The 25,022-nt window shown below is 60.5% G+C and carries 23 protein-coding genes and 3 pseudogenes; 10 read left to right on the forward strand and 16 right to left on the reverse strand.

Annotated elements, in window-relative coordinates:
- Positions 1-6 precede the first annotated feature (6 nt).
- The 3 genes and pseudogenes from ehuB to C6558_RS33035 form a co-directional block, all read right to left on the reverse strand.
- The gene (gene ehuB, locus C6558_RS33025) at positions 7-840 is read right to left on the reverse strand and encodes an ectoine/hydroxyectoine ABC transporter substrate-binding protein EhuB (protein ID WP_371412321.1); all 834 of its coding nucleotides are present in this window, start codon (positions 838-840) and stop codon (positions 7-9) included.
- 80 nt (positions 841-920) lie between these two features.
- A complete protein-coding gene (gene ehuA, locus C6558_RS33030) occupies positions 921-1,706 on the reverse strand; it encodes an ectoine/hydroxyectoine ABC transporter ATP-binding protein EhuA (RefSeq protein WP_057217385.1) in 786 nt (261 codons plus the stop codon).
- Positions 1,707-1,829: 123 nt separating this feature from the next.
- A pseudogene (locus tag C6558_RS33035) lies at positions 1,830-3,250 on the reverse strand (PLP-dependent aminotransferase family protein).
- A gap of 67 nt (positions 3,251-3,317) precedes the next feature.
- Here C6558_RS33035 and C6558_RS33040 point away from each other — a divergent pair.
- The 4 genes from C6558_RS33040 (at position 3,318) to C6558_RS33055 (ending at position 7,923) form a co-directional block, all read left to right on the forward strand.
- Positions 3,318-3,800, forward strand: a complete 483-nt coding sequence (locus C6558_RS33040) for an Lrp/AsnC family transcriptional regulator (RefSeq protein ID WP_057217382.1) — start codon at positions 3,318-3,320, stop codon at positions 3,798-3,800.
- A gap of 119 nt (positions 3,801-3,919) precedes the next feature.
- Positions 3,920-5,416, forward strand: coding sequence for an NAD-dependent succinate-semialdehyde dehydrogenase (locus C6558_RS33045; RefSeq protein ID WP_057217379.1), 1,497 nt, complete (start codon positions 3,920-3,922; stop codon positions 5,414-5,416).
- A gap of 48 nt (positions 5,417-5,464) precedes the next feature.
- Positions 5,465-6,841, forward strand: a complete 1,377-nt coding sequence (locus C6558_RS33050) for an aspartate aminotransferase family protein (protein ID WP_057217377.1) — start codon at positions 5,465-5,467, stop codon at positions 6,839-6,841.
- A gap of 11 nt (positions 6,842-6,852) precedes the next feature.
- Positions 6,853-7,923, forward strand: coding sequence for an alcohol dehydrogenase family protein (locus C6558_RS33055; protein ID WP_057217375.1), 1,071 nt, complete (start codon positions 6,853-6,855; stop codon positions 7,921-7,923).
- A gap of 179 nt (positions 7,924-8,102) precedes the next feature.
- Here C6558_RS33055 and C6558_RS33060 read toward each other — a convergent pair whose 3' ends face one another.
- Positions 8,103-8,492: a RidA family protein gene (locus C6558_RS33060; RefSeq protein WP_057207791.1), complete on the reverse strand. Its 390-nt coding sequence runs from the start codon at positions 8,490-8,492 to the stop codon at positions 8,103-8,105.
- Between the two features lie 165 nt (positions 8,493-8,657).
- On the opposite strand from C6558_RS33060, the gene C6558_RS33065 reads away from it, so the two are divergent.
- A complete protein-coding gene (locus C6558_RS33065) occupies positions 8,658-9,251 on the forward strand; it encodes a TetR/AcrR family transcriptional regulator (RefSeq protein ID WP_025431374.1) in 594 nt (197 codons plus the stop codon).
- Positions 9,252-9,387: 136 nt separating this feature from the next.
- On the opposite strand, the gene C6558_RS33070 is transcribed toward C6558_RS33065, so the two are convergent.
- Positions 9,388-10,785 carry an MATE family efflux transporter gene (locus C6558_RS33070; RefSeq protein ID WP_057217373.1) on the reverse strand — a complete coding sequence of 466 codons (1,398 nt, stop codon included), beginning with the start codon at positions 10,783-10,785 and terminating at the stop codon, positions 9,388-9,390.
- A 436-nt stretch (positions 10,786-11,221) separates the two neighbouring features.
- Between C6558_RS33070 and C6558_RS33075 the strand changes: the two genes are divergently transcribed.
- Both C6558_RS33075 and C6558_RS33080 read left to right on the forward strand, forming a co-directional pair.
- A complete protein-coding gene (locus C6558_RS33075; RefSeq protein WP_207207720.1) occupies positions 11,222-13,168 on the forward strand; it encodes a hypothetical protein in 1,947 nt (648 codons plus the stop codon).
- Between the two features lie 29 nt (positions 13,169-13,197).
- Complete coding sequence (locus tag C6558_RS33080) at positions 13,198-13,416, forward strand: hypothetical protein (RefSeq protein WP_057217371.1); 219 nt, start codon at positions 13,198-13,200, stop codon at positions 13,414-13,416.
- A gap of 170 nt (positions 13,417-13,586) precedes the next feature.
- Here the strand turns inward: C6558_RS33080 and C6558_RS33085 are convergent, their stop codons facing one another.
- From C6558_RS33085 to C6558_RS33115, 7 genes are all read right to left on the reverse strand, one after another.
- A complete protein-coding gene (locus C6558_RS33085; RefSeq protein ID WP_025431370.1) occupies positions 13,587-13,865 on the reverse strand; it encodes an HU family DNA-binding protein in 279 nt (92 codons plus the stop codon).
- 55 nt (positions 13,866-13,920) lie between these two features.
- Complete coding sequence (locus C6558_RS41805; RefSeq protein WP_337797719.1) at positions 13,921-14,400, reverse strand: WGR domain-containing protein; 480 nt, start codon at positions 14,398-14,400, stop codon at positions 13,921-13,923.
- 30 nt (positions 14,401-14,430) lie between these two features.
- Positions 14,431-14,679 carry a DUF982 domain-containing protein gene (locus C6558_RS33095; RefSeq protein WP_025431368.1) on the reverse strand — a complete coding sequence of 83 codons (249 nt, stop codon included), beginning with the start codon at positions 14,677-14,679 and terminating at the stop codon, positions 14,431-14,433.
- 101 nt (positions 14,680-14,780) lie between these two features.
- On the reverse strand, positions 14,781-15,185 hold the full coding sequence (gene vapC, locus C6558_RS33100; protein WP_057217370.1) for a tRNA(fMet)-specific endonuclease VapC: 405 nt from the start codon (positions 15,183-15,185) through the stop codon (positions 14,781-14,783).
- The gene (gene vapB / locus C6558_RS33105) at positions 15,185-15,415 is read right to left on the reverse strand and encodes a type II toxin-antitoxin system VapB family antitoxin (RefSeq protein ID WP_025431366.1); all 231 of its coding nucleotides are present in this window, start codon (positions 15,413-15,415) and stop codon (positions 15,185-15,187) included. Before vapB ends, vapC begins: the two co-directional genes overlap by 1 nt.
- A gap of 153 nt (positions 15,416-15,568) precedes the next feature.
- Positions 15,569-16,735: an MFS transporter gene (locus C6558_RS33110; RefSeq protein ID WP_057217367.1), complete on the reverse strand. Its 1,167-nt coding sequence runs from the start codon at positions 16,733-16,735 to the stop codon at positions 15,569-15,571.
- Between the two features lie 12 nt (positions 16,736-16,747).
- Positions 16,748-17,017: a DUF1127 domain-containing protein gene (locus C6558_RS33115; RefSeq protein ID WP_371412320.1), complete on the reverse strand. Its 270-nt coding sequence runs from the start codon at positions 17,015-17,017 to the stop codon at positions 16,748-16,750.
- A 137-nt stretch (positions 17,018-17,154) separates the two neighbouring features.
- Between C6558_RS33115 and C6558_RS33120 the strand changes: the two genes are divergently transcribed.
- On the forward strand, positions 17,155-18,663 hold the full coding sequence (locus C6558_RS33120) for a winged helix-turn-helix domain-containing tetratricopeptide repeat protein (protein WP_107028314.1): 1,509 nt from the start codon (positions 17,155-17,157) through the stop codon (positions 18,661-18,663).
- Between the two features lie 361 nt (positions 18,664-19,024).
- Here C6558_RS33120 and C6558_RS33125 read toward each other — a convergent pair whose 3' ends face one another.
- On the reverse strand, positions 19,025-20,791 hold the full coding sequence (locus tag C6558_RS33125; protein WP_057217364.1) for an ATP-binding protein: 1,767 nt from the start codon (positions 20,789-20,791) through the stop codon (positions 19,025-19,027).
- A gap of 544 nt (positions 20,792-21,335) precedes the next feature.
- Here C6558_RS33125 and C6558_RS33135 point away from each other — a divergent pair.
- Positions 21,336-21,791: pseudogene (locus C6558_RS33135) on the forward strand (benzoate/H(+) symporter BenE family transporter); the annotation flags it as partial.
- 200 nt (positions 21,792-21,991) lie between these two features.
- Here the strand turns inward: C6558_RS33135 and C6558_RS33140 are convergent.
- On the reverse strand, positions 21,992-23,749 hold the full coding sequence (locus C6558_RS33140; RefSeq protein ID WP_057217361.1) for a SulP family inorganic anion transporter: 1,758 nt from the start codon (positions 23,747-23,749) through the stop codon (positions 21,992-21,994).
- An 83-nt stretch (positions 23,750-23,832) separates the two neighbouring features.
- Positions 23,833-24,105 carry a helix-turn-helix transcriptional regulator gene (locus C6558_RS33145; RefSeq protein WP_057217359.1) on the reverse strand — a complete coding sequence of 91 codons (273 nt, stop codon included), beginning with the start codon at positions 24,103-24,105 and terminating at the stop codon, positions 23,833-23,835.
- 253 nt (positions 24,106-24,358) lie between these two features.
- Between C6558_RS33145 and C6558_RS33150 the strand changes: the two genes are divergently transcribed.
- A complete protein-coding gene (locus tag C6558_RS33150) occupies positions 24,359-24,661 on the forward strand; it encodes an alkylphosphonate utilization protein (protein ID WP_057207743.1) in 303 nt (100 codons plus the stop codon).
- Between the two features lie 170 nt (positions 24,662-24,831).
- On the opposite strand, the pseudogene C6558_RS33155 reads toward C6558_RS33150, so the two are convergent.
- Positions 24,832-25,022: pseudogene (locus C6558_RS33155) on the reverse strand (IS30 family transposase); the annotation flags it as partial.

Below are 25,022 nucleotides of genomic sequence, written 5' to 3' on the forward strand. Positions count from 1 at the left end.
GAAGCCTTACTGGGCCGCGCAGAGCTTTTCGCGCGTCGTCGACATCGCCGCCTTGGCGGAAAAGCCATAGGGTTCGATGATCTTGGCGAACTCACCTGATTCCTTCAGCTTCGCCAGCTCGACGTCGAAGGCGTCGCGCAGCGCTTCGTCGCCCTTCTTGAACGCGGCGCCGTCGCAGTAGACCGGCGCACCTTCGACAGGGGCGACAACCTCGAGGTTCGGGTCGTTGGCTTTCGACATCAGGTCGTTGATCGACAGGACCGGGAGGGAGTAAACGTCGATGCGCCCATCCTGCAGCATCTTCAGCCCGCTCTGACCATCAGGCACGACAACGACGCGATCGCGCGGAACGCCGGCTTCCAGCGCCAGCTTTTCCTCGGTGCCGCCGCCCGGCGCGCCGATCTTGACATCGGGATTGTCGGCAATGTCCTTGTAGCTCATCAGCTTCAAGGGATTGCCCTTCTTCAGCGCGAAGGCTTCCGCGTCGCAAAGAACCGGTTCCGAATAGGCAACCGCTGCACAGCGCTCGGGCTTCATGAAGAGGCCGGCGGTGATCGCATCGTGCCGCCCGGCCTGAAGACCGGGGATCATCGCGCCATATTCGGAGATGGATGCGACGACATCGGCAACGCCGAGGCGCTTGAAGATTTCGCGAGCGACATCAGGTGCTGCACCCGACACCTTGCCGTCGGCGCCAACAGCGGTGAACGGCGGCTCGTTGGCAATAGCGATGCGGGCAAAGCCCTGTTCCTTGAGCTGCTGCAGCTTATTGTCGTCGGCAGCGGCCGGTGTTGCGGCAACGAGTGCCATCAGCGTCGAAACGCTTGCGGCCACTGTCATGAAATGCGTCATCTTCATCGGTATCGGCTCCTCTGGCTGTTCTTCATCTTCTTGTTTGGGGCACATCCCGGCGCGAACGCTCAGACGCGGTGCCCTGCCGCGATTATCTTGCGCAGGAACACTTGCGTGCGCTCTTGCTTCGGATGATGGAAGATGTCGTCCGGTTTGCCTTCCTCGACGATCTTGCCGCGGTCGAAGAAAAGGATCCGGTCGGCAAAATCGTGGGCAAACCCCATCTCATGGGTGACGAGCAGCATCGTCATGTCGGTCTCGGCTGCGAGTTTGCGCATGACGTTCAAAACTTCCTCGACAAGCTCGGGATCGAGTGCGGACGTGACTTCGTCAAACAGCATGATCTTCGGCGACAGCGCCAGCGCCCGGGCAATCGCCACCCGCTGCTTCTGCCCGCCCGACAGCTGCGCGGGCATGCTTTTGGCCTTGTCGGCCATGCCCACCATGTCAAGAAGCTCCATTGCCCGCTTTTCCGCGGCCGGCCTTGCGATGCCCTTGGTCAGCATCGGCGCCAGCGTGACATTGTCGAGAACGCATTTGTGCGGAAACAGGTTGAAGTGCTGGAAGACCATGCCGATCTTCTCGCGCATCCGGTGAAGATAGCGTTCGTCTGCGGCAACGAGGCCGCCGTTCCCGGGCATGTGATAGAGCTGTTTGCCGTCGACATGGATATGGCCGCCGCTGATCGTCTCCAACGTCATCAGGATGCGCAGGATCGTCGTCTTGCCGGAGCCGGACGGACCGATGAGTGCAAGCTTTTCGCCTGGCATGACCTGCATCGACAGACCGTCGAGCACGGTCAGCGGACCATAGCGCTTGATGATGTTATCGATGCGGATGATGGGTTCGGGCATTCACGTCTTTCCCTGGTGGGGACCGGTGATGCCTTAACGATGATCGCCCATCTAAATCATGTCAATTGGAATAATAATATCATGACAATTATTCCAACTCCGCCCGGAAAATAGGCTTTCGCCTCAAATCGCAAGCAGAAGCGCTTCGGGATTTCCCATCGCAAGCGAGGCGACGATACCGAGGCCCTGTCGCAATTCCTGCTCGGTGGTGGAGCCCAGCGATATGCGCACGGCCGGGCGCCAGCCGAGGTCCGAGGTGCGGAAGGAAGATCCTGGCGCTATCGCCACGCCACGCAGGCGCGCCTGCGAGACGAAGCCCTCTTCGGTATGACCCTCCGGCAGCGGCAGCCAAATATGCAGGCTCTGCGGATGCGAATGGTAGTCGAGATTGCCGAGCGCCTCGGCGGCAATGGCGTGGCGGGCAGCCAGTGCCCGCCGCTGCCAGTCGACCAGCTCGATTGCCGTTCCCTCGCTCACCCAATGCGTCGCGATCTCGGCGATTGCCGGTGTCGCCATCCAGTTCGAGACGAGGTGCCGGTTGGCAACGGCAGCCACATAGCGATCGGGTGCAGCGAGATAGCCGATGCGCAGGCCCGGAACGGTGATCTTGGTGAAACTAGTGATGTAAAGCGTCCGCTCCGGCGCAAAGGCTGCCACCGGCTTTAGTCCCGCATCGACGAGCGGACCGAGAATGTCGTTCTCGATGATCGCGATGTCATGACGACGGGCGACTTCGGCAAGGGCGGCGCGCCGCGCCTCGCTCATCAGCGTTGCCTTCGGGTTGATGACCGACGGCTGCAGGAAAATCGCCCGGATGACGCCTTTTCGGCAGGCTTCGTCCAGGGCCCCAGGGATCATGCCGTCATGATCGATTGGCAGGCCCTCAAGATGGATGCCGAGGTATGTCGACAGCGGCACCAGCGTATGATGGCTCACCGCCTCGGTCGCAATTGTCGATCCGGGAGGCGCGACGCTCATCAGCGCCACCGTCATGGCCGATGTCGCGCCGTTGGTCAGGCTGATGTTGAGCGGCGATATCTCCAGGCCACAGCGCGCAAGCCATTCAGCCGCCACGTTGCGATGACGCGGGAAGACCATATTGGGGCGGAAGGAGAGCGCCGAACTCGAGGGCAGATTTTCCGCAAGCCAGGCAAAAGCTCCCCGCATTTTCTGCAGATGGAGCTGTTCGCAGACCGGTTTGAGGATCGAAAGGTCGATCAACTCGCCCAGGCGCTCCGGCAGATAGGGGGGCTCAGGCTCCTTTGCCTGGGTCTGCACGAAGCTGCCGCGCCCAATTTCGCCGGACACAAGCCCTCGGCGGATCAGTTCGTCATAGGCCCGGCTCACCGTTTGAACCGACAACGACAGCTCGTCGGCAAGGTTGCGATGGGTCGGAAGGCGCTGCCCGTTGGATAGTTTGCCCTCCTGAATCGCGCGCGCGAACTGTTCGGCCAACGAGAGGTAGGCCGGACGGCGGAGTTGGGCAGGGTCGGGGCGCCAAGTTGTCATGATTTTACACTGCTGAAAATCAGGTCAATTGACAACGGCAAAATCAACACCCAATCTCTTTTCCCAGATTTGACATGAAACAGCACGCGCGAAAGCCATGAAATGAAACTCGACGCCATCGACCTGCGCATCCTTGAGGCGGTCCAGGAGGACGGTCGCATTACCAAGCTGTCGCTCGCCGAAAAGGCCGGGCTGTCGCCGACGCCATGCTGGATGCGGCTTCGCAAACTGGAGAAGGCCGGCATCATCACCGGCTACCATGCCCGGGTGGCTGTGCGCCGCGTGGCGCCGGTGGCGAGCGTGATGATGGAAGTGACGCTCGGCAATCACCGGCAGGCTGATTTCGAGCGCTTCGAGCGCGCCGTCGCAACCATACCCGAGATCACCGCCTGCTGGTCGGTCGGCGGCGGCGTCGATTATATTCTGAAGATCATCGCGGCAGATATCGACGCCTACCAGCGGCTGGTCGACAGCCTGCTCGATCGCGAACTGGGGATCGACCGCTACTTCACCTACATCGTGACGAAGACCGTCAAGGAAGAAACCGTTCTCCCTCTGGCCGCATTGCTGCCGGCAGCACCCTAGACAATCTCTCTTTCCTCCGGCACGATTTCAGACAAAGTCTCTCGTCGCTGCTCGCTGAACAGACAATCTCTCGCCCGTCCGCTGCCACTATCTCCTCAGCCCATGCCGAGGAGATGCCGATGGCCGCCGTTTTCGCCCGCACACCGTTTCACGACACGCTGAACCAGTTGGGAGATCGTCACCTGCTGCGCGAGCTTGCCTATGTCAACGGTCGCTGGACCTCTTCTCGCCAGGGCAAGAGCTTTGCGGTGACCGACCCGGCCACGGGCGGGACCCTTGCCTGGGTGGCGTCGCTCGATGGCGATGAAACGACTGCGGCGATCGACGCGGCAGACAGGGCTTTCGCCGGGTGGCGGGATATGCTTCCGCAGGAGCGCGCCGGCATACTGCGCAAATGGTGCGAACTGATGCTGGCTGCCAAGGACGATCTCGCTTTAATCATGACGCTGGAGCAGGGCAAGCCGATTGCCGAAGCACGCGGAGAGATCGACTATGCCGCGTCCTTCCTTGAGTGGTATGGCGAAGAAGGCAAACGCTTGAATGCCGAAAGCGTCACAAGTCACCTTGCCGGCGCCGAGATGATCGTGCGTCGGGAGGCGCTCGGCGCCGTCGGTATTGTCACGCCTTGGAACTTCCCGTCGGCCATGGTCACCCGAAAGGCTGCCGCAGCACTTGCGGCGGGGTGCACGGTGGTCGCCCACCCGTCCTGCGAAACGCCGCTTTCGGCGCTGGCGCTCGCCGAACTCGCCGAACGGGCCGGAATTCCAGCAGGCGTATTTAACGTCGTCACCGGCGATGCAGCGGAGATCGTCGGGCAGATGTGCGCGGACAAACGCCTGCGCGCCATGAGCTTTACCGGATCGACCGAGATCGGCCGATTGATCGCCGGCCAATGCGCGCCGACGATGAAGCGCCTCGTCATGGAGCTTGGCGGACATGCCCCGCTCATCGTCTTTGCCGACGCGGATATCGAAAAAGCGGCCGACATCGCTATCAACGCCAAGTTCGCGACGTCCGGCCAGGACTGTCTGGCTGCCAATCGGATCTACGTCGAACGCCCGATCCTTAGGGCTTTCAATGCCGCGTTTGCGGCACGTATCGCCAAGCTGAACGTCGGGGGCGGTCTGGATGCCGGTGTCGACATCGGTCCGCTGATGCATGAGCGCGCTGTCGCCAAGGTCGAGGAACAGGTCGCCGACGCGCTGAAACGCGGAGCGACCCTTGTATCCGGCGGCAGGCGGCACCACGTGGGCGCGCTATTTTACGAGCCGACGCTGCTGACCGATGTTCCCGATGACGCGCTGATCATGCGGGAAGAGACATTTGGCCCTGTTGCGGCCGTCACCTCCTTCGACAGCGAGGCGGAGGTGATCGCCCGTGCCAACGACACGGACTATGGCCTGGTCGCCTATGTCGTCACCGAGAACGGAGCACGACAGATGCGGCTCGGCCGGGCACTCGACTACGGCATGGTGGCGATCAACCGGGTGAAGATCACCGGCGGGCCCGTTCCCTTCGGCGGCTGGAAACGGTCGGGTCTCGGCCGCGAGGGATCGAGACACGGGCTCGAGGCCTTCAGCGAGCTCAAATATCTCTGCATCGACACCGCGGCCTGAAGTCGCTCCATCACCAATCGAACACCGACAGCATAAGGACAAAACACCATGCTCGACCGCAACAACGAACTGACCGCCTGGGACCGCGACCACTTCTTCCATCCGTCGACCCACATGGGCATGCATGCGCGCGGCGAGACACCGACCCGGGTGATTGCCGGCGGCGAGGGCGTCTACATCACCGACGTCAACGGGCGGACAAGTCTCGATGCCTTTGCCGGGCTCTACTGCGTCAATGTCGGCTATGGCCGCCAGAAGATCGCCGACGCGATTGCCGAGCAGGCAAAGAACCTGGCCTACTATCACGCCTATGTCGGGCATGGCACCGAAGCCTCGATCACGCTGTCCAAAATGATCATCGACCGGGCACCGGAGGGCATGTCCCGCGTCTATTTCGGGCTTTCGGGTTCGGACGCCAACGAAACCAACATCAAGCTGATCTGGTACTACAACAACATTCTCGGACGGCCGGATAAAAAGAAGATCATTTCACGCTGGCGTGGCTATCACGGATCCGGCGTGATGACTGGATCGCTGACCGGTCTTGCGCTCTTTCACAACGCCTTCGACCTGCCACGCGCACCGATCCTGCACACGGAGGCACCCTATTATTTCCGCCGGCCCGACCGTTCGATGGACGAGGAGCAGTTCTCGCAATATTGCGCCGACAAGCTTGAGGAAATGATCGTCAATGAAGGGCCGGACACCATCGCCGCCTTCATCGGTGAACCGATCCTCGGCACCGGCGGTATCGTTCCGCCGCCGAAGGGCTATTGGCAGAAGATCCAGGCGGTGCTTGCCAAATACGACATCCTGCTGATCGCCGATGAGGTCGTAACCGGCTTCGGCCGTCTCGGCACGATGTTTGGCTCGGATCACTACGGCATGAAGCCGGATCTCATCACCATCGCCAAGGGGCTGACCTCCGCCTATGCTCCGCTCTCGGGAACGATCGTCTCCGACAAGGTGTGGCAGGTTCTGGTTCAGGGATCCGACGAACTCGGGGCCATCGGCCATGGCTGGACCTATTCCTCCCATCCGATCTGTGCTGCAGCCGGCATCGCCAATCTCGAGCTGATCGACGAACTCGGCCTCATCGAAAATGCCGGTACGACCGGCGCCTATTTCCGCGAAAGACTCGCCGAAGCGGTTGGCGGCCACAGGCATGTGGGTGAGGTTCGTGGCGATGGGCTGATGGCAGCCGTCGAGTTCGTCGAAGACAGGGACGACCGTAGGTTCTTCGATGTGAGCCAGAAGATCGGCCCGCAGGTTTCTGCCGCTCTTGCCGAGCGTGGCGTCATCGGCCGCGCCATGCCGCAAGGCGATATCCTCGGTTTTGCCCCGCCGCTATGCCTGACACGGGATGAAGCCGATATCGTCGTGAAAGCCGCGACGGCGGCAATCGAACAGGTTCTCGGGCGCTGAGGGAGGCCGTTATGACCTTGATACCGACAACGATGAGCGCGGTGCAACTCGTCGGTCATGGCGGGCTCGACAAGCTCGTCTACAACGGCGCTGTCCCCGTGCCGGGGCCGGCCTCCGACGAGGTTCTGATAAGGGTGACGGCCTGCGGAATGAACAACACCGATGTCTGGGTGCGCCAGGGCGCCTATGGCACGGAGGACGACGCAGCCGCGGTTTCGACCTGGCGTCGCCAGGGCAACACCCTCACTTTCCCACGCATCCAGGGCACCGATGCCGTTGGTCGCATCGTCGCCACCGGATCGCGCGTCGATCCAGCGCGTATCGGTGAACGAGTGATGGTGGATTTTTCGATCTACAACCGCGATGACGACAGCCTTGCCGACATCGATTACATGGGCCATGGCCGCGACGGCGGCTATGCTCAATATATGGCGCTGCCAGCGGAAAATGCCCATGTCGTCGATACCGATCTGACGGATGTCGAGCTGGCGACGTTCTGTTGTGCCTACCTGACGGCGGAACGCATGTTGGAAAGGGCACGGCTGGTCGCCGGCGAGATCGTGCTGGTGACTGGTGCCTCGGGCGGCGTCGGTTCCGCCATTATCCAGCTGGCGCGGGTTCGTGGCGCGGTGCCGATAGCCATTACCAGCGCGGGTAAAGAGCAGGCCCTTCTCGATATCGGCGCCAGTGCCGTGGTCACGCGCGACAAAGGCGATCTCGTGGACGCAGTCACCAAAGCATCACAGGGCAAACCGATCGATGTCGTTGCCGATCTCGTTGCCGGCCCGATGTTCAACGATCTTCTGAAGGTGCTGAAACCGGAGGGTCGCTACACCACCGCCGGCGCGATCGGCGGCGCCGTCGTTCAGCTCGATTTGCGGACGATGTATCTGAAGCAGCTTGAACTGCACGGTTCAAGCCAGGGCACCCGGGCCGATTTCAGGCGCTTGGTTCGCTATATCGAAGAAAACAGAATCCGGCCGCTGGTCGCAGGCGTCTATCCGCTGCGTGAGTTTCATCGCGCCCAGTCGGACTTCATGGCCAAGTCTTTTGTCGGCAATCTGGTTGTCGTTCCGGACTGAGGGCCGAATTCCTTCATGCTTGACAAATTCGAGAACGAGCTATGCGGCCGGCGCCGCATGCGTCTCGAGCAGCAAGGCCGGCGAAACCATCGGACTTCACAATGTCGGAGTTGAGCCAATGTTCCATTGGTACCGCGACCGACTGTTAGAAATCTGTCCCACGATCGCGCCGGCGGAGCCTAGGGGATGCGGGCGATGACTTTGATCTCGAAGTCGAAGCCGGCGAGCCAATTGACACCGACTGCGGTCCAGTTCGGGTAAGGCGGCTTGCTAAAAATCTGTTGCTTGACGGTCATGATCGTTGCGAACTGGTTCTCGGGATCCGTGTGGAACGTCGTCACATCGACAAGATCGTCGAATGTGCACCCGGCCGCATTCAGCGTCGCCTTGAGGTTTTCGAAGGCCAGTTGGACCTGGCGTTCAAAGTCGGGTTCCGGCGTTCCGTCGCTACGGCTGCCAACCTGGCCGGATACGAACAATAGGTCACCGGATCGAATGGCGGCCGAATAACCGTGTTCCTCATAAAGAGCGTGCCGGTTTGCGGGAAAGATTGCTTCGCGCTCTGTCATCTTTGATCTCGCCTTGTTGTCATTTGACCGCATCCAATGAGCGGAGGCGACGCTTCAAGCGCTTTCCATGCTCACTCGTTTCATGTACGGTGCGTATGTGAAATAGCCGAAATGCGCCTCGTATGTCAAGTTCATATACGAGGCGTATATGAATTTGAGGGCAAGATGGCGAAACGGCGTGTCGAGACGATGGAGGAAAACCGCGTCAAGCTGATCGCGGCGGCGCGAAAAGCCTTTGCCGAAAAGGGATATTCCGCTGCTTCAATGGACGAATTGACAGCCGAAGTCGGGCTCACGCGAGGGGCGCTTTACCACAATTTTGGCGACAAGCGCGGCCTCTTGGCCGCGGTCGTCAACCAGATCGACTCCGACATGGCTTTGCGCGCGCAGGAGATCGGCGCCCGTGCGACAGACCCTTGGCAAGGTTTGCTGGCCGAGGGTGCCGCCTATATCGAGATGGCACTTGTCCCAGAAGTGCAACGCATTGTTCTGCTCGACGGACCTGCTGTCTTGGGCGATCCATCGCAATGGCCGAGCCAGAGCAGCTGTCTTCAGGCGACAAAGCGCACAGTTGAGCGGCTGACCGCGCAGGGGATACTCAAGCCGGTGGACGCGGAAGCCGCCGCCCGGCTTCTCAGTGGCGCTGCGCTCAATGCCGCCCTCTGGATTGCCGCCAGCGACGATCCGCAGGGCGTATTGCCGAAGGCTGTAGCCGCTTTCCACGCACTGGCCACGGGCTTTCTCATGAAACCCGCGTAGGGTCCCGGGCCAATTCAATGGCGCGAAATTTGTGATTTTTGCGCCACGAAACTTCGCGTGGCACCGCACCACATCGCTCCCTTGCGTCATCACCAACCGGCAACGCTGCCGGCCTCATGTGGTCCCGCTTGGTTTGTCATACAGTTATCCTTTGGACCCTGAGCCCAAAGCCGCCTGCAGGTGCGGGGGTCTTCAGGATTGGGATAAGGATCGCTGTCGCGAGGGTGGCCACAAGGCAGTCTGTGACCGGAAAGGCAAACCAGATCGCCGTGCTGTCGCCGAAGACCCCAAAGCAGACAATCAGCAGCGGGCTAAGCGCAAACGGCTTGACGAGCGTCAGCACCGCCGCTCTCCCAGGCTGGCCCGCGGCCTGGAAATAAAGCGCGAACACCAGAATGGGCCCGGTAAAGAGATAAAGAGAAACCATCGGCCGCAGGATTGCGCCGACTTCTGCGACGACAGACGCATCCTGCGCAAAGCCCGCGCCGATCCTGCTGCTTGCGCTCAGCAAGATGAGTTCGACCGCGACGCAATAGAAAAACGCAACGCTTACTGCGAGGCGCAACATTCTGTCCGAACGCTGATAAAAACCGGCTCCGACATTGTTGCCGACGATGCTTTGCGTGGAGAGCGCGATCGCCATGAGTGGCAGGAAGGTAAAGCTGAAAATGCGCATGACGATGCCATAAGCAGCAGCAGTGTCGGCGTAGCTGGCGCCGGCGGTCAGCCGCAATGTCGCGATCACCGCGGCCGCAACCAGTGCGATGCCGATGAAGCTCAGGCTCAGCGGCATGCCGAGGAGCACAATGGGCCGCCAGCCACCGGCCCAACTATGCGCCCCAAGCGAAGCGAGCGGTATCATCCAAACGCCGTGTAGCCGCATCCCGACCAGGAGTGCCAATCCAAGGGCCTGGGCCAGCGCCGTGCCCAACGCCGATCCGGCAATGCCAAGATCGAGCTCGACGATCAACACGTAGTTGAACGCGATATTGGCGAAGGTTACCCCGACCGACATCAATGCCATCAGGCCCACGCGGCCTTCGTTGCGGCAAGCATCCGCGTGCAGCCCCAGCAGAAACTGCACAGGCGTCGCGCAGATCATGATCAGGAGGTAGCGATACGACATTTCGGCGATGTTGCCTTCGGTGCCTGCTATGTGGCCGGTGGCGGTGCGCCCGCCCACAAGGAAGGCAAAGATCAGCACCAGCGCCATCGCGAGCGCGAGACCGTGGGCCCGTGCAAATACTGCCGCCGCCATGTCTCGCGCACCTGCGCCTAGATGCCGGGCAAGCAGGCTGGACATGCCGCCGCTGACAAGCGTCGACAATGCGATGGTGACCATCGCCGCTGGAAAGACGATGCTGACCGCAGCCAGGGCATCGGCACCAATGAAATGCCCGAGGATGGCGGCATCAACCACGGTCAATAGTCCGCTCATCATCATGACAAGCATCATCGGCAAAGCATTGGTAATAAAGAGCCGCCCGATCGGAGCGGTCAGGAACGGATTTTGCTGTGCGTGTCCGGACGACATCGCTCACTCCTCAAATGAGGCATTTCGCATTTGACAGGGAGCCTGCTTTGCCTACCGACGAAATGCTTCGAGGGTGAGAAGATGAGTATCGTCGGGCTTCACCGTGACTTGCGTCCGCAGGCGGCAGGTGCCCGATACCTTAGCCGAGCTTTATCCGCCTGCCGGTCCCCATGTCAAATTCTTAGATCTATCAAGGCGGCCGGTCCGGCGCTTCTCAGCCACGCTGCTTTGAACTTGTTCGCTGTGTTGACGCATCAGACCCGCTCCCCATTGCGCTGATTGTGACGTGGTGCTGCACTATTGATTGGGACAAATGTGCGAAGCTTTGAGACTTTGAGAGTTCGCCGTTGCACTCTGATACTGTAAGTTGACTTCGGCATGATTTTCCGCCTACTTCAACTTAGGATCGTGTGGAAATCTGATAGAGGTCGAGCGATTGGATTCAGGCGGCGAACCACAGTCGACGATCTTCCGCCTGCGGACATTTGGCGGTCTGGAGTTGCTCGATGAGCATGGGCACGCCATCCCGTTCCCCGCAAAGGCGCTTGTGATCCTCGCCTACCTTTTTTCCACAGGCCGTCGGACCGCCACGAGAATGGAGGTTGCGGAGCTGCTTTGGGGCAGGGGAACGCCATCGGTCGCTTTCACCAATCTTCGCAGGTTGATCTCGCGGATCAGAGGTCGTCAATCCGAGCTCAATGTGCATTTTCTTGTTTTTTCGAACCATGGGATCGAGCTCAAGTCATCCTCGATCACCTGCGATGTTTCGTTGTTTGGGATGGCCGAGCCTGAAGGCTCGTTCGATGAACTCAAGGTGCTTGTTGACCGGCTTCGATCGGCTTTTCTGGATAAAATCGACCTTCAAAATTCTTTGTTTGACCACTGGCTAGCGCAGCAGCGAGAGCGTCAGCTGATAGCTCTCGATCATGCCATGCGGCTGATGGCATCTCTGGCCAACACAGCTGACCAGCGTGCCGTCGTCCAACAGGCCGCGCTTCTCGTCTTTCTCACGGGCTCAAACGACCAGATCGCACCCAAATTTCTGCTGCAGGCCTACGAAGTGCAGGGAGAGGTTGAGCTTCTCAAGCGCACGTTTGAACGGCGAAACGAGATGCTCGCATCCTGGATGAAGGAGAAACAATCGTTCCCGCCAGCCAAGATCGCGGCGCGGGCGGCAAATGTCGAGATCATCAATCCCGCTGAACTGACGGAACATTCAAGGCCTAGCCTGCCGCGCCTGGCGTTGCTCCCGCCCAGCAACTACAGCCGCGAACCCGCCGCAGCGATGATTGTGGCCTCGCTTCTGGAGGACATCACCATTGGCTTCTGTGTGCTGAATAGCGTTCAGGTGCTGGCACCTTACTCCGCCCTGCAGATAAGCCGCAAAACTGAAGACCAGCTCGCGATGCTTGAGCATCATGGCCTGACCTATGTGCTCGAGACACGGTTGAGCGGTGTGGACGAGGCGCTTTCCTTGTTCACACAGCTCGTGTTTCTTCCCACGAGCGAGATTGTCTGGGCGGAGCGCCTCAGCCTTGATGGCGCGCGTTTCGCGCAAAACAGGCGTGACATATCCGGGCGCCTGGCACTTTCGGTCGCGAGCGAAATCGAGCGCCACAGGATCACGCGCTCCAATTTCGATCGGAACCCGGCCGCGTATCACCGCTATCTGCTTGGACGGCGGTTTTTCGACCGCTTGACGCTGCCAAACCTGCGTCGTGCCCGAAAGGAGATGAAAGCGGTTTTGCAGGAAAGCGCCAACTTCGCGCCGGCGCTCAGCTCGCTTGCACGAACCTATTCGGAGGAGTGGCTTCTGACGGCGCGAGGCGAGGCGGTTTTGCTGAAGTCGGCTGAGGCCTATGCCTTGCAGGCCATTGAGACAAGCAGCGACATGGCGGATGGCTACCGCGAGCTTGGGGTGGCAAAGCTGCTGCAGGGTGCTCTCGACGAAAGTGTCGAGACTTTGCAACTGGCCGAGACGCTAAGCCCACATTACGCGGATATCATTGCCGACCACGCCGACGCCTTGGCCCACTGTTCGCGTCTGGATACCGCGTGTCGGACCATCGAGCGCGCCATCGAACTCAATCCCATAAGCCCAGATTCCTACCTGTGGACGGCGGCGGGCGCCTGCTACGGTCTCGGCCGTTTCGAGGCGGCGATTGGCTACATCGATAGAATGGCAGATGGCAGCCTCGCCGACCGGTTGGCGGCCGCGAGCTGGGCCATGCTCGGCCACCGCGACAAAGCACATGTATTCGTTACCAGAGTCCGAGAAACCCATCCCGACTTTGATGTCGAAAACTGGTTGTCGATCGTGCCGATTAAGGAAAAATGGCACAAAGACATCTATCGTGAAGGTCTCAAGAAGGCAGGCTTCTAGAAATTAAACCGAGCGGGGGGGGAATGTGCATGGCAAAACTTGCAATCTTAGGTTTCGCTGGCGAAGAGGGACTTTACATTGTTGACCTGGAGGCAGGGACCGTCGCGCCGATGACGGTGCCGGTCAAAGGCGCCCTTCAGACCGTCGTTGATCTCCAAAGGGCTGGAGGCACGGTGATCAAGGGCGTCAGCGTCGCGGTTTCCGTGACGTCGGCCGAGGACATCTCGAACGGCCGGTTCGACGGGTAAGGCGGTCCGGCCGGACGTCTTCACTGCGTTTGACGATGGTGCGCAGCGGCGGTGGCGCTTAAACGCGTGCGGCTGAGAACCCCCATGGCATCGGGTTCTGCTGCTGCCTGGACGCAGAGCCCAAGCGAGTTCAGTGGCCCCGCCAGCAGGCGGGGCCAAAAGCTGCGACGTTACTTGTTGAGTGCGTCCTTCAGAGCCTTTGCCGGTACGAAGGACACCTTCCTTGCTGCCGCGACCTTGATCGTCGCTCCGGTTGCCGGATTGCGGGCTTCACGCTCAGGCGTGGCCTTGACCTTGAACTTGCCGAAGCCGGGCAGGGAGGTTTCGTTGCCGGAGACCGAAGCGGCGGAGATGGCTGCAAGCACGGATTCAACGACGGCTTTGCTTTGAGCCTTCGTCAGGCCATGCTCGCCGGCGATCTTTTCTGCGATTTCAGTTGTGGTGGTCAAAGGTTGTTCCTCCTCGTTTTTGACGAAAGGATACTTTGCCCGAATGGCGCCAATGTCATCGGTCTTGCGCAACAACTCCCGCCTCCTCAGGTGATTTTCCACAGATTGCCTTGGCAACATAGCCTTTCGCCCTCTTTCTGCGGGCGATTTGGAGAAGGATCGCAATGGCATCGGCCTCGGATGCGAAGTGATGGCTCATCTCCTGGCCGAGCGTACCGATGCGTCCCCAGGCGCGGATAAGGGAGATTTCGCCAAAGAGCGTCGGCTGGATCGAAAGCGCATAGTAGCGCGCCATGTTTCGGCTGGGATCTATCCGTTGAAAGTAGAGGTTGGAGCACTGCTGGGTCATGAACGCAGCATCGCGCGTCGGAGAATCCGCGTCCAATGAGAGTTTTGAATCGGTTGGCGTCGCCGAGTCAAACCTCGACAGTTCCGCAAAATGTCGTCCTGAAAGGCTGGAGGCCGCGCCTGCGGCAGAGGCCGCCCCTTTGATAGTTGCTATACTAACCGCCCCGGAACGCCGGAGCTTGTGCACTCTGGAGGGATTTCATGGCTGGCCGGCAACTCACGAGGATATCTCGTCCTCCGCAATCGGGAATGAACATTCGATGGCCGCGCCAATGAAGGCCTTGCGCGACAGCCCAAGGCTCTCCCCGCGCTCCAGCGCGGCGTGGCAGCGATTTCTGGCCCGTTCGTAGAACCATCCGCCTTGCGGCCATTCACTTAGATACTGCAGCGCATCCTCTGGCCCGTTGATACACCGCTCACCTTCTGGACCGACCCTGACGGGGTGATCCCAATTGATACCTTGCATCTGCGTTGCCTCCGTTTCGCCGCAGAACGCTTATCCTGCAAGTTTGTTCCTTCCTCCGGCCAGGCTTTCGCGCCCCTGGCAATCGGGCATGCCTTCCATTGTCAGGTGGTCGCCCAGTCCTCAAGACGCAAGCCAGGCACTCTTTCGAATTCCCGTCCATTGTTGGTGACCAGGATCAGTCCCTGTGAGCGGGCATGGCCAGCAATCAATTGATCGTAAGGTCCGATTGGCTTGCCGGCCCTGGCCAGCTCGGCCCGGAGTTGGCCGGTGTGTGCTGCCGCCAAGCGATCAAAGTGCAGTACGTCGAGCCTTGCCGCAAATCCTTCAACGACGTTGAGATTTCGCTCCGGCATTGCCGATTTTTCAGCGCCGAAAATCAGTTCCATAAGAGTGATCGAACTGATGCAGAGCTGCCCCTGGTGGCGGTTGAAAGCCTCGCGAACAGGCTCTGGACGATTCTTGATCGTGAAGATGCAGATGTTGGTATCGAGCATGTATTTGAGCATCAGAACGTCTCGCGCTCTTGCTGCTCGGGCTGATCACGATCCGCCATGAAGTCGGCGCTCGCCCGTTCGCCGTTGAACCAACTGTCCCAAGCTTCCCCGGCCGGGGTTATTATTCGAGTCCTTCCGACCGCCACGACATCGACTCTCTTGACATCGTCGGGTAGCGCCACGGCCTTCGGTAGACGGATCGCCTGGCTGCGATTGCTTTGAAATACGGAGCCCTGGTCCATAGATCACCTCTTGGGATATGGCTTAAGTATATCCCCATATAGGTCGTTGGCCGTGGATATGTCAATGGGATATACCAGGCGGCGATCATGCTGACTCCCTATTGGTGGAACCCGGCTTCTCATCGTCGGCGCGGCATGAGGCAAGTGCCCGGATCAACCCCGTCGTCTCTCCGCCATCAGGAGAAAGGCCAGGACACAGCACAGCAGGCCAAGGGACAATGGCAATCCCTGATGTCCGATCAGTTGCATCGCCAGTCCTGTGACGGGCGAGCCCACGATGCCGCCTGTACCCCATAGGATCGCGAAGGCAGCGTTGCCGGCGATCAAGGCTTGACCGGCGAAACGCTCGCCGAGTTGGATCAGCGACATGGTGTAGATCCCGAACGAGACCCCGCCGCAGACGAAAACGAGCGGCCAGATGAGCCACGAGTTGAAGAACCACGGCAGCAACAGGCAGCCGGCCAGCGATGCCACAGCACAGACCAGCATCGTCCGTCTCGAGCCAAACTGCTCTGCGACGCGCCCGAGCAAAATCTGCAACACGGCATTGCCTACGATGAAGCAGGTGATGAGCGAAGCAATGCGCTCTTCCGCGCTGCAGAGCGCTGCTCCGTAGACAGCAAACAAGGAAAGCAGGGTCTGCTCGAAAGCAGCGGCAGTGAAAACCGCGAACAATAGGAGCGGTGCCAGTGCGAAGAAGCCGCCGACCGATGTTGCCTCACCCTCATGCGGCATGTCGGGCAGGCGCGGCACGACCGCAAGCACGATTAGGCCGCAGAGAAGGAAGGCGACGATGCCGATCATGAAGGGCGGCCAGCCCTGCGTGCCAACCAGCCCGAGCGACAGGGGGCCGATGGCGAAGCCAGCCGACACGATCGATGAATAGAGGCCCATGATGCGGCCCCGGCGTGGCGCGGGCGTGATCGCGAGCAGCCAGGTTTCGCTGATCACGTAAAGCGGATTGGCGAAAAAGCCGAGCAGGAAGCGCAGTGGCATCCAGGCCCATACTTCCTGTGTCCAGCCAATCGCGATCAGGGTGAGCGCGGCCAGCATCGAACACAGGATCGCAAGCCGTGGCGCGCCCACCCGCCGGGTCAACGCGGGAATGAAAGGCGCGGATACAATGAAACCGAGCGGCGTCATCGCCGCCGACAGGCCGATCACGCCTGATGTCATTCCCTGCCGCTCCAGAATGAAGCTGAGCAGCGGATAGGTTAGCCCCTGTGCCACGGCGAACACCGTGACGGTCGCGATGATGCCTGCCATCGCGGCCCATGGGATCCGATCCTCGCGCGATATTGTCGTGCTTTCGGCAGTCATGAAGCATTCGCCTTATAAGGGGTTTGATACTTGCCAGAAGGACTTGGCGATCTCTGCCTCGAACTGCTGTCTCGTCAGACCGATGTCATCGATCAAATGAGGATCTTCCTTCAACTTTTGCTCAAGTTCCCAGCGAAAGCGTATCCGCTCACCCCAGGTAGCGATGATGCTTCGCAAGGTCGCCAGGCTGTAGTGTCGGCGCGACACTTCCGCCGGTTCCACGGGCATTGCCGGCCACGCTGCCTGAAGCAGGGTCGACGCAGAGGTGGGAATATCGTTCATGGCAACCTCCATATGGTTTGAGCGGCCAGCGGCCCTCGACCTGAAAGAGGATGGAGTCTGCCGGATACAAACGGCGTCGTAATTAAGGCCTCCCAAATAGTTCTCAAAAACTTCCAAACGGACTATAGATGCGCCGTATGCAGGGATCGCGCTTTGCTTTTGGTCCATTCGTGCTTGATCCGGATGCTGGAACGCTCCTTCGGAACGGTGATCCCGTTGCCGTTGGCCACCGCGGGCTAAAGCTGCTTGCAGCACTCGTCGGACGACCCGGCGAAATTCTTGGAAAAACCGAGTTGATGGATGCGGCGTGGCCGGGCACGGCTGTCGAGGAAGGCAATCTCACCGTCCAGATCGCGCAGCTGCGCAAGCTGCTTGGTCCCGCCGCCGACGGCGGTGAATGGATCTCGACGGTTCCGCGCGTCGGCTACCGCTTCACCAGGGCCATCGAGCAGCTGAGCGGCGCGATGCGAAAACCTTTGCCGCTGCCCGGCAAACCATCGATAGCCGTGCTGCCCTTCGTGAATATCAGCAACGACCCCGAACAGGAATCCTTCGCGGATGGGTTGACCGAAGATCTGATCACTGACCTGTCCAGGATCTCCGGCCTTTTTGTCATCGCACGCAATTCGGCCTTTGCCTACAAGGGGAGGGCGATGGACGTGCGCGGGATCGCTGAGGATCTTGGCGTGCGTTACCTGCTGGAGGGCAGCGCTCGTCGCGCCGGCGAGCATGTGCGCATCAACGCCCAGCTGGTCGATGCGGTGAGTGGCGAACACCTATGGGCGGAACGCTTCGATCGCAGCCTGGAAGATATCTTTGCCGTTCAGGACGAGGTCACCGGCAAGATCGTGGAAGCCTTGCTCGGCCGGCTGCGCGCACCGCCGTCGCGCAACCGACCCAACAATATCGAGGCTTACGATCTCTGCGTGCGGGCGCGTAAGCTGATGGATGACACGCCGCAGTCGGCGCAGGAAGCGCATCTGATGCTCACGCGCGCAGTTTCGCTCGATCCTGATTATGCCGAGGCCTATCGCTGGCTTGCCATGAACCACTGGATGGGGTGGGTGCATTCGGGCGGACCCACCGAAGCTAGCCGTGGCATAGCGTTGGAAATGGCGCGCAAAGCCGTCGCGCTCGATCCCAACGATGCTGGCTGCCGCTGGGTGTTGGCTTACCTGCTTGCCTATGAGCGCAGCTTCGCCGAAGCCGATCGGGAATTTGCCACGGCGATCGAACTCGACCCGAACGAGGCCGACAGTTGGGCGGCACTCTCCGATGTCGCGGTCCTGGCCGGACGGGTGGAGGAGGGGCTTGAGCACATTCGCAAGGCGTTCCGGCTGAACCCGTTTCCGGCGAGTTGGTACTATCTGACGCTCGGCCAGGCCCAATACGCGGCTGGCGAGTACGAAGCCGCTGTCGAGACGCTGCGCAGGGACGAGACGTACCGTACAAGCTCGCGCCGTTTCCTGGCGGCAAGCCTTGCTCAGCTGGGCCGGCTCGACGAGGCACGTACAGAGGTCGAACTCTTCCTGGTTGGCAATCCGAGTTTCACAATCCACCACTGGGCGACGACCGAGCCATTCCGCGACGCTGCGACGCTTGCGCATTTCGTCGATGGCTACCGCAAGGCGGGGCTCCATGAGTGACACGCGGGCGTGATCTCCCAAACCCGCCATTTACCCTTAGCGTGGAAAAAGCGGCGAGAGCCTTGCCGGTCTTTTTGCCGCTTGCTGTGGCCGTCAGACAGCCTCCATCCGCACGGTCGAAAACATCGGCGCGGTGCGGTTCTTGGCGATTACGCGCGGTCGCTGGTCAGACCGGGTGGGTGAGGGTGCCGGGTGCCGCGAGGCTGGCCCGACCCCTCGATCAAGCGGGAAGACTTGCCGGCGCGAGTATTCCCGGTCCCCCGCCGTCGCTATTTTGAACCCGCTGTGGCGAGCCGGCCCAGCCGCGCCAACGAGACTCTGGCAACATTGCTGCCGACGCCTGGTGCGCTCAATACCCTGGTTATCCGCGGGGTTCCGGCTCGAAGTCCTCCAAGGCGGCATGGATCGCTTCGCGCAGTTCCTCTCCGGTAATGGGCTTGTGTAGAATACGAGAACGACTGGCGCTAACTTCCTTGAGGCGCGATGGCGAGGTATCACCGGTAACGATGATGGCCGGAACGCGGCGGCCGATGTGGTCGCAAAGGGTCTGGATCGCGTCCAGACCTGTGGCGCCATGCTGCAGGCGGTAATCGGCAACGATAAGATCGACCGGCGCGCTGCCGGCCACCAGGGCTTCGGAATGGACTCTCAGCACCTCCTCAGCAGACCGGCCGGCATAGATCCGATGCCCCTCCAGGGTCAGAAGCCGAACCATGGCGTCGGCCACCTCCTTCTCGTCCTCCACCAGTATGATACCGGCCGTGATGCCGACCGCGGGAGATGGCCGGCCGGATTGCAGGGGAGATCCTACCGAGCGAGCCCTCGGAACTGTAATCGAGAACATCGAGCCGCGCCCGGGCACGGAAACCAATCTTAAGGGATGTTGCAGCAGCTCGGCCGTGCGCCGAACGATGGCAAGACCCAAGCCCAGACCCTGTGTGCGGTCCCTTGCCGGATTCTGCAACTGCATGAATTCCTCGAAGACCATCGTTTGCTGATCGGCAGGAATGCCGGTGCCCGTATCCAGGACCTGGATTTCGACCGAATTGCCGCGCCTGCGGCAGCCAAGGAGGACGCCGCCCGCATTGGTGTAGCGAAACGCGTTCGACAACAGGTTGTTGAGGATCCGTCGGAGCATCATCGGGTCGCTGTCGATCAGCAAGTCGCTGTCGACGATCCGCCAGTCAAGGCCGCGCTGGTTTGCTTCTGCGGCGAACTCGTCGCGGAGATCGCGAAAGAGGTCGCGCAACGACACTGTCTCGTTCGCGATCGTCACGATGCCGGCGTCAAGTCGGGAGATATCGAGCAGCGCATTCAGCAGTCCGCCGAGATTGCTGACGGCGGATTTCGCTCTCGTTGCCAGATCGCGAGCATCGCCTGAGGCGACGTTTCCGCGCTGCCCCAATATTGCCAGTGTGGAAACAAGCAGGCTCAACGCATGGATCGGCTGGCGCAGGTCGTGGCTGGCGGCTGCCAGAAATCGAGTCTTGGCGCGGTCTGCTGCCTGTGCCCGATCACGTTCCTCTTGCAGGTGACCGACGAGGCTTTCGTTTTCCAGTCGCAGGCTGACGGTTTCACGCAACATCCGGTAGGTGATGCGGCAGTAGTAGAAGTTGATTGCCACAAGGGAGGCGAGCAGGAACAGGAAAGCGCCGGAAATATCGCTGTCCGTCAGAATGCAGCGGACGGCGATCGGCAGGACCGTCACAAGAATTGAGCCGATGAGCGCGGGTGGAAAGGCTGAAAGAGACGGCACCGTGCCGCAGACCAGTCCGGCCAGAACGATAACCGTGAACGAAAGGACGATGGGCGCATCCGGAAGGAAGCCGACCCAGCCGAGCGTGCCCCACAGCAGACCGGACGCCCAGGTAAATGCTGCAGCGAGCCAGGCCCATCGCATGATGGACCGGGAATCCCTTGGGCGGCTGAAAAAACGGCGGGAGGCGAGCACACGCAAGATAATGAGCAGATAGAGAGCGCCAACCCATCCGGCGAGCCAACTCCCCGATACGGCATTGCGAAGGACGTACACGGCAGCGCCAGAAATGACGATGTTTGAGATCACCACGCCATAGGAGTTGCGATACAGAAGCTCGATGAGGGCCTGGCGGATCTTGTCTTCGTGCATTCGTCCTCTCCAGATGCCGGAGGGACATCATCCAGCGGCCCGTCCTAGGACGATTGATTTATCGGAAAACTGTTTCCCATACGTTGGCGGCCAAAGAATTTGCGCCGAAGCTTTCATTGAGGGTGGCCGGATGAACGACCCGCTCACGTCCCAAGAGGCGGGACTGTCGCATCTCTAACTGGCCTATATGTCGCATCTCTAAACTGCCGCTACACGATATGTGGCGGCCAGGTTGAACTGTCCGCCGTTGGGCAAAGTAGAAGTGTCCCATCCGGCGTCTTCAGCCGTTTAGAAATGCGACGCTTCAGCTCGCAAGCCCCCGACCGGACCGGCTGGGGCGGGTTGCAAGGGAAGGGAAGGGAACTGGCGGGTGATCTGCACTCGAGCGAGACAAAGCTCTCTCTCGCCGCGCAAGGACCACAGGATCATTCATGAAATCCATCTTCCAGCCAGGTTTGCGCCCCTGAGGCGTCAGGATTTCGATGGTCGTTTGTAGATGGTCGTCCAAGGTCCGTAGCATGCAGGGCAGTCCTGCCACCGGCACGGCGCATTCGGCGGCGCAAGCGTCGATCCGCTGCTCGTCGGGCTTCTGACCGTCGCCTACGTCGCATTGAAGCGCTTCTTCGCCCGTTATGCGGTGGTCGGCATTCTGGGTACTCGGGCTTGCCTGCCTGCTCACGCAAGGTCGCGTCGATCTATCCGGCCTGAAGCTGGAATTCGCCGCTCCGGTCTTCACCTTGCCGGAGTTCTCGCTGAATGCGCTGATCTCGGTCGCGCTGCCGCTGTTCCTGATTACGCTGACCGGCCAATATATGCCTGGAATGCTGGTCTTGCGGAACGATGGGTTCAAGACGAGCGCCAATCCCATTGTGACCGTGACGGGCTTCGGCTCGCTCATCATGGCTCCGTTCGGCTCCAATGCCTTCAATATCGCGGCGATCGCCCTCGGCAAGGAAGCTCATGAAGACCGTTGAAGCGCTGGATCGCGGGCATTGCGGCTATCTCGATTCCCGCGCCAACGAAGACGTTGTTGCGGCCTTCGTCCAACGGGAAAGGCAGATCAATCCGGTGCATTTGCAGTGAACTTGAACCGCTGGCCAAGCCAGCCGGTGGGCGGCGCGCATGCCGGCATGATAGCCGACGAGGCTGAAACTCGTCTCACCGGCAATGAACGTGTCGAGCCCGACAATCGTACAGTTGTTATGTTCCGCCGGGTTTATCTTCCTTCTCGATTTGCCTTAGCGCCCCTTCAATCGTGGCTTTGTACCGCACGCGAGGGGGACGCACATTGTGCGCAAACAGCATGCGGCGAGCCTGCGGAGAGGCGCCCGTGATGAAGAAGCGCACTCTGGCACGCCCAGCTTTGTGCACCGCGCCTTCAATGACACTGGCAGCAGTAGAATCGAGAAAGGAAACTGCCGAGCAATCGAGGATGAAGTTTCGCCGCTGGTCGGCGATGCGGTCGAGGATTGCGCCGACCGTCGTGGCAGCGGCGAAGAAGAATGCGCCGGAAATGCGGTAAATAACCGTGTCCGGATCGCTGGCGACTTCCGCGTGATAAGCCTCGCGCCCGCCATTTGCCTCGTCGGCGGTGTCGTCTAGCAGTGGAAGAGTGTGAGCTTCGACGGCGATCGTCTTCGACATACGGTCGATGAAGAGTACTGCTCCGAGCGCGAAACCCACGACGATGCCCTCTGTCAGGTCGCGGAAGACCACAAGCAGGAAAGTGACGAGCAGCACCAGTGCATCACCCCGCGAGGAGCGGATCAGCGCGACCACTGATTGCGTCTCGATCATGTTCCAGGCGACGACGGTGAGCAAACCGGCAAGTGCAGAGAGCGGGATGTAGCTCGCGAGCGGCGCGGCAATTAGCATAAAGCCGAGGAGGAACAAGGCATGTAGCATCCCAGAGATGGGGCCATGTGCGCCGGCTCGGACATTGGTCGCTGTGCGCGCGATTGTGCCGGTCGCACAGATGCCGCCAAACAGCGCTGAGGCTATATTGGCCAAACCCTGCGCTACAAGTTCGCAATTGGAACGGTGACGTCGTCCTGTCATGCCATCGGCAACGACGGCCGAAAGCAGCGACTCGATTGAACCGAGCAAGGCGAAGGCAACAGCATTCGGCAAAACGGCAAGTAAAAGTTCGTTGCTCATCGCGGGAATTGACGGCAGCGGTAGGCCGCGCGGAATGCCACCGAAGCGAGTTCCAATAGTGTCCACGGGCAAGGAGAAGACTGCCGCGACGAGCGAAGCGGCGGCGACGGCGAGCAGCATGCCTGGCCAGCCCGGCCGTAAACGTTTCAGGGCGAGGATGGTGCTGATCGTCAGTATTGCCACGGCAAGCGTTGAAAAATTGAACGTGGGCGCTGCGGCGGTCAGTGCGGCCAGCTTCGCCAAAAGTTCACCGGGTTCCGCGCCCGACAATCTCAGCCCGAACAGTTCTTTGATCTGGCTGGCGAAGATGATGACGGCGATACCGGCGGTAAACCCGATGGTCACCGGATAGGGGATAAATTTGATATAGGTGCCGAGCCGCATATAGCCGGCGGTCAGCATGAAGACACCCGACAGCGTCGTCGCCAGAAGCAGACCATCCAGCCCGTGGCTGTGCACAGTCGCCGCTACGAGCACGATGAAGGCGCCTGCTGGTCCACCGATTTGGAAACGGCTGCCGCCGAGAGCGGATATCAGGAAGCCGCCGACAATCGCGGTGAAGAGGCCGCGTTCGGGGGAGACGCCCGAAGCGATGGCAATCGCCATGGAAAGCGGCAAGGCCACGATCGCCACCGTAAGCCCGGCGACCGCGTCGCTGCGAAATTGCGACCAGCCATACCCCTCGCGAAGCACGGTGACGAGTTTGGGTGTGAACAAATCCCAGAACGTTGGGGTGGAAAACTGTGCTGAGTCCGGCCTGCGGGCCGTTAATACCGTCTGCGTATGCCGCGATATCCCCATTTGTTATTCCGGCCCTTCGTTATAGGCGACGGGACGTCGACGTCACGGTCGGCGATTGCCGCCGTTGGAGAGAACTCCGCGTTTCACCTCTTCGCATCGACGGCTGGACCCGGCTGGACTAGACGGACACCGCGCCCACCGCGCTCGCTCGGCTGGTTGTCGCCGATCAGCTCTACGCCGCAGGCATTGAGCGCTTCGATCACTCGCGTCAACGTTTCGACCACGCCACGCACAATACCTTCGCTGGCCTCCATGCGCTGGATCGTCGGTACTGACACGCCGGCCTTCTCTGCAAGCATCTTCTGGTCGATGCCGGCAAGGGCACGAGCGGCACGCATCTGTGCAGCTGTGATCATTCAGATTTATTCCATAGCTGTTAATCTAAACTAGTGACGCATTGAAGTTCATGTTTCAAGCCTAAATCTTGAGTCACCGACGATGCGCCGGAGATCGATCTCAACTGCTCGTTCGCTGGGTTCGCCTCCGGCGCTAAACCGCGATTTGATTTCGCGGGGTGATAGGGATAGAGGCACTTATGGGTTAGCAGCCGATGCCGAGAGCATCGCGGCGATCCGATAAAGACAAGCAGGCTACTACAGCGGAGCGAACATGAGCGACCAGAGCGATGACTACGTTTATGACGAGGCGACCGGCGAATGGCGGCCGGTTTCGGAAATCGCCGCGGAGGCCGCGCAGGCTGCGGAGGTTCGCGATGCGTCGGGTAATCCTCTTACCGACGGAGACTCTGTGGTCCTGATCAAAGACCTCAAGGTGAAGGGTGCCGGCCAGACCCTCAAACAGGGCACAGTCATCAGGTCGATCCGGCTCACCAACAACCCGGACGAGATCGACTGCCGGCACGACGCGATCAAGGGTCTGGTCCTGCGCACCGAGTTCGTCCGCAAGCGGTGACCGACAACATCAGTTGGCCGCACTTGCAGTCCTTGCGCAGTGTCCGAATTACCTCAGCCTCCGGCGTCGGTCGCGCGGGCACGCTGATGGGCCGTCTTCTAGATGGACGACTTCCCACTAGAAGCAGCTCAGAACGCTCTTCAAGAGCCACCCGTGGCTGAGCCACGGGGGCGGCGTTTGCGGCGGCCTTCCGGAAGATGCTGATAGAGCTCCAGCGCCTGATCTTCCTTGCCGTAGATGAAGCGATAGATCGTCTCGGTGCAGACACGCACGGCGCTCACGCCATCGGCGAACAGGCGACCGGCGATCTGTTCCGGTGACCACAGCGCCTCCAGCTGCTCGATGACCAGTGCGCGCAATT

It is taken from the genome of Ensifer sp. NM-2 (genome assembly GCF_003024455.1).
In the GTDB taxonomy this organism is placed as follows: Bacteria; Pseudomonadota; Alphaproteobacteria; order Rhizobiales; family Rhizobiaceae; genus Ensifer; species Ensifer canadensis.